7 protein-coding genes are annotated in these 10,427 nt (G+C 68.4%); 2 read left to right on the plus strand and 5 right to left on the minus strand.

Annotated elements, in window-relative coordinates; all coding sequences use genetic code 11:
* From D7X55_RS27770 to D7X55_RS27785, 4 genes are all read right to left on the minus strand, one after another.
* Nucleotides 1-371: FHA domain-containing protein (locus D7X55_RS27770; protein WP_147470228.1), on the minus strand; the 371-nt coding region annotated here is incomplete at its 3' end.
* A gap of 86 nt (nucleotides 372-457) precedes the next feature.
* Nucleotides 458-721, minus strand: a complete 264-nt coding sequence (gene cglF, locus D7X55_RS27775) for an adventurous gliding motility protein CglF (protein WP_120549744.1) — start codon at nucleotides 719-721, stop codon at nucleotides 458-460.
* A 143-nt stretch (nucleotides 722-864) separates the two neighbouring features.
* Nucleotides 865-2,310: an adventurous gliding motility TPR repeat lipoprotein GltE gene (gene gltE, locus D7X55_RS27780; protein WP_120549745.1), complete on the minus strand. Its 1,446-nt coding sequence runs from the start codon at nucleotides 2,308-2,310 to the stop codon at nucleotides 865-867.
* Complete coding sequence (locus D7X55_RS27785) at nucleotides 2,310-5,900, minus strand: tetratricopeptide repeat protein (RefSeq protein ID WP_199747179.1); 3,591 nt, start codon at nucleotides 5,898-5,900, stop codon at nucleotides 2,310-2,312. The genes gltE and D7X55_RS27785 overlap by 1 nt, the downstream gene beginning before the upstream one ends.
* A 294-nt stretch (nucleotides 5,901-6,194) precedes the next feature.
* On the opposite strand from D7X55_RS27785, the gene D7X55_RS27790 reads away from it, so the two are divergent.
* Entirely contained in the window at nucleotides 6,195-6,845 is a 651-nt protein-coding gene (locus D7X55_RS27790) for a hypothetical protein (protein ID WP_199747181.1), read from the plus strand.
* Nucleotides 6,846-6,924: 79 nt separating this feature from the next.
* Nucleotides 6,925-7,866 (plus strand): ATP-binding protein, encoded by a 942-nt coding sequence (locus D7X55_RS27795; RefSeq protein ID WP_199747183.1) that lies wholly within the window; start codon nucleotides 6,925-6,927, stop codon nucleotides 7,864-7,866.
* Here D7X55_RS27795 and D7X55_RS27800 read toward each other — a convergent pair whose 3' ends face one another.
* Complete coding sequence (locus D7X55_RS27800) at nucleotides 7,867-10,425, minus strand: N,N-dimethylformamidase beta subunit family domain-containing protein (protein ID WP_121724626.1); 2,559 nt, start codon at nucleotides 10,423-10,425, stop codon at nucleotides 7,867-7,869.
* Between the last annotated feature and the right edge of the window lie 2 nt (nucleotides 10,426-10,427).

A 10,427-nucleotide genomic window follows, 5' to 3' on the forward strand; every position in this document is an offset into this window, starting at 1 on the left:
ACGGTGGGGTTCTTGTCCGTCGGTGCATCCGCCTGCGCGACGGCGGCGGCCAGGTTCACCGCGGCGACGGCGGCCGGGTTCTCCAGACGGATGGTGGTGCCGCCCACGCGGACCTCGTCACCGAAGGAGACCTGCCCCTTGTTGACGCGCTTGCCGTTGACGTAGGTGCCCTCGACGCTGCCCATGTCGATGATGGACATGGAGCCGTCGGCGGCAACTTCGATGACGGAGTGGATGCGGCTGACCTTGTCGTCCTCCAGGCACAGGTGCGCGGAGGAGAGACGACCAATCTTGATGATGTCGCGCTCGTAGTCCTTGGAGGCGACCAGCGTGTCGCCCTTGAAGACCTTGAGTGTCAGGGGTACGGCCATGGGGGGCTCCCGGTAGGGCTTTGCGCTCTTGGACAACGGTGCCGGCGGAAGGTTCCCACCGCCGGTTTTCAGTTCGTGGAGGGGGACTACAGCTCGCCCACGGACTGCATCACCTTGTCCTCGAAGTCTTCGCGGATGCGGATGAGGTTGGAGTGCTTCACGGTCTTGCGCGCCTCGACGTACTCACCGTCCGGCTTCGTGAGGTCACCCTCGATGGTGTCGTCCTCGAAGTCGACGCTGGTCGTCTTCTGCATCCTGGCGCCACCGCCCTCACCCGACTTGCCGCCCTCGTCCTGGGCGAAGGCCGGGGCCACCGACAGCGTCACGCACAACATCAGCCACTTCCGCATCCTGCCTCCACGTGGGGCCTTCCCAAGGCCCACTGGTGTTTCCGCATGGTGGGCCCCCGCGCCAGAAGCACGAGGGGCTCACAAGGTTCGCATCTTCCCGAGCCGCACCGCCAGCGTGAAGCCACTGGCGGGCGTCTCCCACATCACAGCAGGTCGTCCGTCGGCTCGTCGGAGTCCACCGGAGCTGCATTCTTCTGGGCAGGGGCCGTCTGCGCACCACCCGCGGGGGTGGCGGCCGGCTGCTGCGTGCCCGTGGCGGAGGCCGGCGTGGCCTGCGGGGCGGTACCGGTGCCGGACACGGGCGTCGCTCCACCCGGCGGCGGCGGCGTCTGGCCCTTCTGCTTGGCCTCCTCCGCCTTCATCGCGGCCTGCTGCTGCGCCTGGAGCGCCTCCATCTGCTTGGCCTGGGCCTCGGCGGCGGACGCCTCGCGCTTGGCCTGCACGATGCTCTCCGCCTCGCGCAGGAGGCCGAAGACGGGGGCTTCGGCATGGAGGGCGACTTCGCCACCGGCCAGCGCGACGTACTTCTTGTAGAGCTCCACCGCGCGCTCGGGGGCGTCCTTCACCTTGTGCAGGATGATGCCGCGGTTGAGGTACGTGGCGCCCAGGTCGGGGTTGAGCTTCTCCGCCTCGTCGTACTCCTGCATGGCCTTGTCGTACTGGCCCTGGCCCTTGAGCGCGATGCCCAGGTCCACGTGCGCGGCGGCGTTCTTGCCGTCGGCCTGCAGGATGCGGCGCAGGTGCTCCTCCGCGCCGGGGAAGTCCTCCGCGTTGAGCGCCAGCTGGGCCAGCTCCACGTGCGCGGGCACGTAGTCCGCCTTCGCCTCCAGGGCGCTCTTGAACTGCAGGCGCGCGCCCTCCGTGTCGCCCTCCTTGAGGAGGATGAGTCCCACGGCCTGGTGCAGCTCCGGATCCGTGCCGTCCAGCTTCACCGCGCGCAGCGCGACGAGCTTCGCCATGGCCAGCTGCTTGCGGTCCAGGTAGCTGCGGATCATCACCTTGAGGGCGTTGGTGTTCATCGGGTCGCGCATGAGCGCGGCGCGAGACAGCTCCATCGCCTTGTCGTGGTCGTTGTTCTGCCGGTAGATCTCCGCGAGGCGCGCGCGCGAGCCCGCGTCATCCGGGTAGCGCGTGAGCACGTCCTGGTAGAGCGCCACCGCGCCGGCCACGTCGCCGCCGTTCTGCTTCATGATGGCCAGGTTGTCGGACGCCTGGCGCAGCGACGGCTTCTTGGTGAGCGCGGCCGCGTAGCGGGCCTTGGCCTCGTCGGCCTTGCCCATGCGCTCGGCGATGACGCCCAGGTTGTACTCGGCCTCCGCCAGGTTCTGGTCCGCCTCCAGCGCGGCCTTGAACTTGCGCTCCAGTGACGGGTAGTCGAACGCCTTGGCCTTCTTCTGCGCGTCGAAGGACTTCACCGCGTCATCGAACAGCAGCATGGCGCGGTTGGAGATGGACACCGGGCCCGTGGGAGCGGCCACGGGCTTGGCGACGGGCGACGGAGTGTTGGTCTGCGTGGTGGAACAACCGACGGCGGTCAGCGCCAGCGTGGCCAGCAGGAGGGGGCGGAACGGGTGCATGCGGCGATTCATTAGAGGAAGTCCTCCGGCTCCTGATCATCAACGGTCTTCTTGGGGGCCCCGTCCTTGGACGCGGCGGCGGGCTTGGCGACCTCGGACTCGGTCTGCTGGCGAAGCGCGTTCGTCAGCGCGGACAGGTCCTCGTTGAGCGCCTCGCTCTTGGCCTGCTTCTCCGGTTCCACCTTGGTGACCGGGGGCGGGATGTCCTGCACGGCGGCCAACAGGTCGCCGCCCAGCACCAGTTCCTTGTTCTTCAGCGCGAGCTTCTCCTCCAGCACCTCCGGGTAGCGGTCCGGGGCGTAGGTGGTGCGGAGGATCTTCAGGCTCGCCGCGGCGCAGTCGTTGAACACGCCCAGCTCACGGCTCTTGGCCACCGCGCTGGAGAAGGCCTCCGTGGCCTTGTCCTTGAGCGGCTGGGCCTGGTTGGCGAACTCGTCGCGCAGGGCCTGCTGCGACTCCTCGTCCAGACCGCGCGGCATGGGCGCGTTCACGACGAGCTCCGCCATGTGGTCATACGCGAGGCCAATGCGCTGCAGCGCGCAGATGGCCGGCTCCGGGGCACCCAGCGCCACGGTCTGCACGTACTTCTTCTGCACGACCTCCAGCGCGCGGCCCTTGTCCGCCAGCGAGCCCTTGAAGCGCTCCGGCGACGGCGGCACGCCCCAGTACAGCTTCAGGCGCTTGAACTCGACCCAGTCCGGCTCGATGGCCAGCAGGTTCGCCTGCGCGGCGGCGGCGAGCGCCGGCTTCTCCAGCGCGGTCTGCTGACGGCGGGGCAGCTGGTCGAAGTACTCGAAGATGCGCTTGTTCATGCGGCGCACGTCGTTCGTCTTCTTCATCTTCGCGTAGATGTCGACGATGCGGCCCTCGGCCATGAGGAACTTGCTCTGGGAGCGCATGTTGTCGCGCTCGTACTCCTCCAGGAGCTTGATGGCCTTCATGTACGCGCCCTGCTTCACGTGCAGGTCCACGATGGACAGGAAGGCGGCCTCGGCGTCCTTCGACTTGGGCCACAGCTCGATGTAGTGCTCGCGGTTCTTGAGCGCGGCCTTCAGCTGGCCCAGGCCCTCGCGGTAGGTGGCCGCGTTGAACAGGGCGATCTGCGCCTTGGACTCGTCCCACTTCTGCACCACCGCGGGCTTCGCGGGGCCGTCATCGTTGGAGGCCTGCCGGGCCTTGCCCCTGGCCTTGCTCTTCGCCCTGGCCTTCGCCGGCGCGCCGCCCTTCTCGTTCAGGTTGCGCTCGTAGCCCTTCACGTAGAGTTCGTAGGTGCCGGCCGCCTCCTCGAAGTCACCGATGGCCTCCAGCGCCTCCGCGTTCGCGTAGATGGAGTCAGGCACGTACTTGGACCGGGGGTACTCCGCGAACAGGCGCTTGCGGACCTCGATGGCCTTATCCAGGCTCTTCGCCTTGTAGTAGTCGACGGACGCGTTGTAGAGCGCCAGGTCCGCGATCTCCGTCTGCGGGAAGTCGTGGACGAAGTTCAGGTACGCCTCGGCCGCCTTGGAGAACTCCTTCTTCTCCTCCAGCTGGCTGACCAGCTTGAACGACGACTGCTCGATCAGCTTCGCCAGGTCGTCGCGGAACTTGCCGGTGGCCAGCTTGTCGTTGGCGTAGAAGCGGCGGGCCCACTCGTTGACCTTCGCGAAGTCGCCCAGCAGGTTGTACGAGTCCAGGATGAGGTTGGCGGCGATCTCGGCCGCGCGCTGACCGTCCTCGAACTTGTACTCGGGGTAGCCGAGCGCGATTTCGGAGAAGCGCAGCACCGCTTCGTCGAAGTGGTTGTGGCGGTAGTAGATGTTCGCCGCCTTGAAGGCGATCTCCACGCGCTTGTCGCCCTTGGGGACGTACTTGAGGTAGCGCTCGCACGCGTCGAGCAGCGACTTCTTCAGCGTGGGGATGGCGATCTTCTTCTGGATGTCCGTGCCGGCGGACTCGGACTTCGCCTCACCGCGCGCCTCGGCGGCCTTCACGACTTCGTCGTAGGCGAGCACGGCGTTGTAGGAGGCGTTGGTCAGCCACTTGCCCGGCTTGCCCGGCTTGGGCTTGCCCTTGTCGTCCTTGGCCTCCAGCACCTTGGCGTCCTGGAGGACGACGAGCGTGTAGTTGGCGGCCGCCTTGTCGAAGTTCTGGAGGTTGTCGTTGAGGAGCTCCGCCCAGAAGAAGCGCAGGTCGTACGCCTTGGGGTTCTCCGGGAAGAGCGTGAGGTAGTCGCTGTACACGGCGTCCGCGTACTTGAAGGTCTCCTCGCTGCGCGTCTTCTTGCCCTCGTTGTGCCAGGTGACGGCGAGGTTGGAGAGCGTGCGCTCGGACAGCTCCTTCGCCTCCGCGAGCGCCTTCTTGTCCTTGTCGTCCTTGATGACGCCAGAGGACTCGACGTCCTTCATGATCTTCACGAGCCGGCGCACCTGGGCCACGGTGCGCTCCTTGTTGCCCATGCGCAGGATGCAGTCGACGATCTTGCCCTGGAAGCCGGGGGCCTCCGGAGACAGCGGCTTCTCCTTGATCAGCGCGTTGTAGGTGATGGCCGCTTCGCGGTCCTTGCCGTCGCCGTAGTACAGGTTCGCGAGCTGCTTCATCATCGCGAAGCGGTCTTCCGGATTGGTGGCGACCTTGCCGAAGTCCGCGCGGGCCTGCGTGACGTCACCCTCGCGGGCGAAGGCGCGCACGTAGTCGGCGCGCGCTTCACGCACCAGCGAGCCCTTCGCCTTGGCCTTGCCGTCCTTCTCCACGGCGCCGGCGCCGGCCAGCTCACCGTAGAGGACCACGGTCTTGTACTTGTCCTTCGCGGACTCGTACTCGCCCATGTTGAAGTAGCACCAGCCCTGCTTGTAGAGGGCGAAGGCGTAGACCTGGTTCTCCGGGTACTCGGCGGCCTTCTTGTAGGCCGCGAGCGCCTTCTCCAGCTCCGGGCGCTTGCCCTTGGAGTTGTTGAAGTAGTACTCGCCGAAGGCGAAGTACGCGTCCGGGATGTACTTGGACTGCGGGTACTTCTCCACCAGGCGCTTGAACGCGACGAGCGCCTTCTTGTCCTGGCCGTCCTCCATCAGGTACTGGCCGAGGAAGAAGAGCACCTCGTCCGTGCGCTCGAACTTCGGGTACTCCTGGACGATCTTCGTGTACTGCTCGACGGCGTACTTGCCGTTCTCCTTCACCTTCGCCATCAACTCCGCCTTCTCCGCCTTGGCCCTCTGCTGGCCCGCGGCGTCGTTGCGGTTCATGGCGACGATGAGCTCGTCGTCCTTCCGGTTGGCTTCGAAGAAGAAGAACTTCGACTCCTCCCAGTAGAGCTCACCCAGGCGGAACAGCAGGCTGGGGGCCTCCTTCTGATCAGGAGACAGCGAGATGATCTTCTTCAGGGACTCGATCTGTTCGCGGCGCTTGGAAGCGACCTGCACTTCCACGCCCAAGCGGAACTGATCATATTGAAGCGCGGGAGCGGCCTGCTGGGCTTCCTTCGGGCGAGTGATGTCGCCTGCGAGGGACTTGTCCACGGTGGTGGTGGACTTCTTGCCCAGGTCAGCGTCGCGCAGTGCTTTCTTCTCCTGGGCCGAAGCCATGGAAGTCAGGAGAACGAGGCAAACGAGTAGCGAGCGGCGCATGGTCTTCCTAGGAGCGGGGAACCGGCGTCCACGGATGCCTGCTTGCTTGGCAAGTGTCCGGGAATCTTCGGGAATTTCCATGAGGGGACCCGTACTATGCGCGGTTTGCGCAAGGCGGGTCAACTCAGACGACGGGACGCCAGCTTCGTCGGATAGCAAGCGGGAAAACTTCAATTTCGCTGTGCAAAAACGCCGCTCCAGACAACGACAGGAAGGTTGCACGGCGGTCCCCAAAGGGTATGGGAAGCTGGCGGCTGTTCGTCTGGCTGCCCTGCCTGGAGTGGTCGTCGGATCATGAGTCTTCTGCCGGAGAGCGCCAGCTTCGAGGAGCTGGTGCAGGACTACTTCCTCGCGGTGCGCGGCGCGGGACTGATGCTGTCCGCGCTGGACACCGAGCTCGTCACCGCGTGGGCGCAGGAGGGCGTGCCCTTCGAGGTCGTGGCGCGGGGCATCTCCCGCTCGGCGGAGAAGGCGCTGTGGGACGCGCGGCCCGGTGAGCCGGTGCTGCGCTCGCTGCGCGCGTGCCGGCGCCAGGTGGAGACGGAGATCCGCAAGTACCGGGACCTGTCCGCGGGCCAGGGCGAGGAGGCGCGTCCCGCGTCCAAGAAGCGCCCCGCCCGCTCCTGGGAAGAGGTGCGGCACGCGCGACTGTGTACCGCGCTGCGGGCACTCACGGAGCGCGAAGCCGCGCTGGCGCCCCGGGTGCACCGGCTGCTGGACACGGTGCTCGCGTGCGTGCCGCGTGAGCCCTCGGCGATGGATCAGCAGGAGGCCTGGGCGCTGATGGCGCTGCTCCGCGCCCTGCCCTTCCCGGAGCGACGCTCGGTGTGGCGCGATGCGCGCACCGGTGAACAGCAGCTGATGACGGCCCGCGCGCGGCGTGTGGCCCGGCGCTTCCGGCTCCAGGCAGCCGTCAGACGGCGGCTGGACATGAAGGAGACCTGAGGGGTTGTTCCCCCTTCTCGCGCCTGAACGGATGGGCAGTGGGCTGACGGCCAGGGGTGACGGTGTTATGGCAGGGGCGATGGCTGCCAAGGCGAACGGCGAGGCGTGTGGGCAGTGCGGCGGGCGGACGTACCTCATCGAGCGGCGCGGTGAGCTCGCGACCGCGCGGGTGTGTGCGTGCTCGGTGGACTGCCCGATGTGCGGTGGACGCGGGCACCGGCTGGTGCAGAAGGAAGGCACCTTCAGCGCGAAGGTGGGCCCCCGGACGTACGAGGTGCTGGAGCCGTGCGTGTGCACGCTGCGGCGCACGCGCGTGGCGCTCTACAACGACGTGCAGATGCCGGGCGTCATGGCGCACGCGTCGTTCGACAACTACCGGCCCTTCAACGAGTCGCAGGACCGCGGCCGCGGCGTGGCGATGCACTTCGCCAACCAGTACGTGAAGGGCGCCACCAACAAGGGCTTCGTGCTGAGCGGGCCGGTGGGCACGGGCAAGACGCACCTGCTCGCGGCGACGCTGGGGCACCTGGTGCTGGAGATGGGCGTGAAGTCCCGCTACGTCGAAATCTCCCTCCTCTACGCGACCATCCGGCGCGGCTTCCAGGACGGCAAGAGCGGCGGGGAGATCATCGGGCCGCTGTCGGAGGTGGAGGTGCTCGCCATCGACGAACTGGGCAAGGGGCGCGGCAGCCCCTTCGAGATGGAGACGCTCGATGAGCTCATCGCCCGGCGCTACAACGCGGGGCGCACGACGCTCTTCGCCACGAACTACTCGCTGGAGCCGGAGCGCAAGGGCGCGCGCAGCAGCGCGCCTTCGGGCTACCGCACCACGGACGACGCGAGGAGCGCCATGAAGGACGCGGAGCTTTTGCGCGAGCGCGTGGGCGAGCGCATCTACAGCCGGCTCTGCGAGATGTGCACCTTCGTGGAGCTGCCGCGCGACACCCCGGACCGGCGGCGCACGCGGCAGGAGATGGACGCGCCGCCGCCCATGGGCGGCATGCGCGGCCCGGGCCGCTGATCAGCGCTGGATGGCGCGCACCAGCGAGTTGCCAGCGTCCGCCACGTAGAGCGTGCCGTCCGGCCCCACCGCGAGCCCGGCGGGCAGCACCAGCTGGGCGTCCCGGCCCGCGCCGTCGTCCGCGCCGTAGCGGCCGCTGCCCGCGAGCGTGGTCAGCTTCTGCGGCTCGCCGGACGCGTTGAAGGTGAGCCGGCGCACGCGGTAGTTGCCGGGGTCGGAGATGGCGAGCGAGCCGTCCGCCAGCAGCGCCAGGCCCAGGTACGGCAGCAGCTGGCCGTCCTTCGGGTCCCCGTCGCGGAAGCCGGGCGTGGAGCCCGCCATCACGGTGGTGACGCCGTCGCGCACGCGCACCACGCGCGCCATGCCGCTCTCCACGACGTAGACGGAGCCATCCACCGCCTGGACCACCGCGGAGGGACGGTAGAGCCAGTCACCCTGGAGCGTCGTCACCGGGTTGCCGGGCGTCACCATGTCGATGCGGCGGATGACGCTGTTGTTCAGGTCCGCCACGAGCAGCGCCGTGCCGTCCGGCGTGAAGGACAGGCCCGCGGGCTGGTTGAAGGCCGCCGACAGCGCGGGGCCGTCCTGGTAGCCCCACGTGGTGCCCGCGAACACCTCCGCGCGGCCGTCCGGGGTGATGCGGCGGATGACCGCGTTCTCCGTGTCGGAGACGTAGATGTTGCCCAGCGCGTCCGCGGCGATGCCCATGGGGCCCGCGAGGTTGGTGAGCACCGTGCGGATCTTCCCGTCCGGCGACACGCGCTTCACCGCGTTGGCCAGCGAGTCCGCCACCGCCCAGCCGCCATCCGGCAGCACGGCGACCGCGAGCGGCGCGCCCAGCTCGTCCGCCGCCACCTTCGTGCCCGAGTGGCAGCGCTTGCCGGGCTGTCCCGCCACCGTCGTCACGGACGCGGCGAAGGGCCCCATGGGCGTCGCGGCCGCGGGAGGCTGGAACTTCACCAGGTCGCCCGGCACCTTCCGGCCCAGCGCCTTGTAGAGCACGTTGGCCACGATGCGGCCCGCGCGCGGATCCGCCACGCGGTCCCCCACCCCGGCCAGCTTCTGCACGAAGTCGATGCTGCCCGAGGAGAACACGTACGCGTCACCCTGCTTGCGCACCACCATGTGCGAGAAGCCAAAGCCGCCCTGGAGTGACAGCATGGGCGACTCCGCGAGCACGTCCAGGCCAGCGGGCTGGCGGCCGTTGGTCACCAGCTGATCCACTTCGTAGCCGTTGGCCATCCACAGCGTGTCCCCGGCCTTGAGGCCCGTGCCGTTGAAGATCCAGTGCTCCGGGTTGGTGATGACCGTGGGGAAGGGCCACTGGTGCCAGCGCGCGGCGAACTGCACGCCCAGCAGCGCGTTCTCCGGACGGGGCGCGGGCAGGTCGCGGAACTTCACCGTCCTGCGCTGATCCCGGTACGGGTCCTCCGGCGCGCCCTTGTAGCAGGTGACGACGCGGCGCTCGCGGCCGTCCGCCGCGGGCTCGAAGCGCACCTGCCAGTAGGCGTTGTTCGCGCCCAGGTTGAGGATGGAGCGCCCTTCCGACAGCGCGCGGTCCGCGTGGTCGCGCTGCCTGGCGGACCAGTACTCGTCGTGGCCGGACATCACGAACACCTTCGCGCCGCGAAGGAAGTCGTAGCTTTCGTCCATGTCCTCGTCGGTGAAGTAGCCCACGTCCAGGTCCTGCGACTCCAGCCAGGTGATGAGGCTCAGGTCGTCCGTCATCAGGTGCCCGGAGCCCTGGCCCCGGTAGTAGGGCCGGTCGTAGGAGGACTGGAAGGCGCGCGCGACGCCGTGCGCCTTCATCACGCCCTTCTGATCATCGTAGAGGCTGGTGCCGCCCCAGGTGTTGTACGCGGCCCAGTTGGAGGTGGGGATGAGCACCGCGACCTCCGCGCGCGGGTTGGCGTCCCGCACGTAGAAGGGCACGTAGCGCGACGGCCGGTCGTCGCGCACGAGCTTCACCACGTACACGCCGCGCACCCAGTCCTCGCCAATGGGGATCTCCAGCGTGGGAGACCAGGAACAGGCGATGATGCCCGTGCCCGGATCCGCGGGACAGTCCGCCTGCCGCGTGCCCTGGACCGGGCCTCCGCGCGCGACCTCCCGGGCGCCCACGCCGCCGTAGTAGCCCAGGCGGTAGACGAACCAGCTGAACTTGCGCTCCTCGGAGAGGGACACCGCGACGCGCAGCGACTCGCCCTGCTTGAGGGTGGCCTTCAGCGCGTAGCCTTCAATCTCCCGGCTGTTGGCGTTCTTGTCGATGCGCCAGCCCGTGGTGCCCTTCTTCTGGTTCTCCTTGTGGACGGCGTCCGGGTCCCGCTCGGGCAGCGCGCTGCCGCCGTCGGGCAGCGTGCCCGCGTCCGGCTCCTCCTCGGGAGTGCCGGCGTCATATTCGGGAACGATGATGCCGCCGTCCGGACCGGCGACGCCCGCGTCGTTGTTGTTGAGGGGCGGCTCGTCGTGCCGGTCACCCGGAGGCGGCGTGCCAGGGGCGGGACCGGAGTCCTTGCACCCCGAGGCCCCCGTCACCAGGAGCGCCAGCACCACCCCCAGCC

Origin of the sequence: Corallococcus sp. AB049A, from assembly GCF_003668885.1 — a bacterium.
Taxonomy (GTDB): Bacteria; Myxococcota; Myxococcia; order Myxococcales; family Myxococcaceae; genus Corallococcus; species Corallococcus interemptor.